Source organism: Bradyrhizobium sp. Leo170, assembly GCF_004296405.1.
GTDB lineage: Bacteria > Pseudomonadota > Alphaproteobacteria > Rhizobiales > Xanthobacteraceae > Bradyrhizobium.
This window is the reverse complement of sequence record NZ_PSRR01000735.1, coordinates 1-1,219: the sequence shown is the minus strand read 5'-3', so window position 1 is coordinate 1,219 and position 1,219 is coordinate 1. Positions and strand designations below refer to the sequence as shown.

Sequence of the window (1,219 nt, the reverse complement as noted above, 5' to 3'; positions counted from 1 at the left end):
GAAAAGTGGGTACTAGATGCATCAATGCATCTTATGCCCGGAGCCGCGCTGTGACAAGAATGCCCCATTCGTGGCTGCGAACTGTATCTCTGCCACTCGCTCTGATGGTGGCCGGATGCGCTTCCATGCCTACGAAAATGGCGGGCACGCTAGCAACGTACAACAATCTGGGAGAGCAGAAGGGCACGTTCTCGAAGTCGAGAAATTACGTCAATGCCAACGCACTGGCGTCCGTGAAGACTGTGCGCATCGTTCCGACGACTTTTGCCCATAGTGCGTTGGCGCAGGTGAAGACGGCGCAAGATCGCGCGCTGGTCGCAAACGCGCTCGATCGCGAGGTCTGTGTCGCGCTGAGCGACAAGTTTCAAATCGTCTCACCACGTGAACCTGCCGACCTGACCGTTCGAACTGTCGTCACCGACGTGTTGCCGACCGACAAGGCCGCAGCCGGCGTGTCGACCGCGGTGACCTTGGGCACCGGCGCAGCCTTGCCGGTCAGCGTTCCGCGTCTTCCCATTGGCCTGGGTGGCCTTGCCGTCGAGGCAGAAGCCATCGACAGGAGCGGCGTGCAGCGCGCTGCGATGGTATGGGCCCGTGGCGCAAATTCGATCATGGACAACCCTCGCGTTTCCGAAGTCGGCGACGCCTATGGCTTGGCAACCAAGTTCGGCAACGAGTTCTCGCGGATGCTCGCCACCGGCAAGGAGCCGGGCGCCCTGGATATCTCGCTGCCCTCCGGTCAGCGCGTTCAGTCGTGGCTGGGTGGCGAACCGAAATATGCCACATGCGACAACTTCGGTCGTGCGCCCGGCCTCATGGGACTTGTCGCCGGCAAGATCGGCGCCCCTCCGGAGTGGACCGACAAGACCCCGCAGATCGCCCGCGATTGAGATACCTGCACCGTCATGGCAGGCCGTAGGATGGGTAGAGCACAGCGAAACCCATCGCGATGGAGCAAGCCGTGCGAATTGATGGGTTTCGCTGCACTCTACCGATCCTACGACTGTTGTCCCTGCGGCGTCGCCTGATTCAAATTTCAAACAGCTCTCCGCTGTCATCGTCCGGCTTGACCGGACGATCCAGTATTCCAGAGGCAGTCGTGCTTGAGCCGAGAGGCCGCCGGTTACTGGATGCCCGCCTTCGCGGGCATGACGGTGGAGTGTGGTGAGGGGATGTGAGTCCGCATTCTCGCGGCGCGTTGCGCCCGAGGTTTGCTTCA

1 protein-coding gene is annotated in these 1,219 nt (G+C 61.5%); it reads left to right on the top strand.

The genetic code is table 11. The annotated features are described in order from the left end of the window. Positions 1-59 precede the first annotated feature (59 nt). A complete protein-coding gene (locus CWO89_RS44345) occupies positions 60-890 on the top strand; it encodes a DUF3313 domain-containing protein (RefSeq protein ID WP_130584401.1) in 831 nt (276 codons plus the stop codon). The last annotated feature ends 329 nt before the right edge of the window (positions 891-1,219 follow it).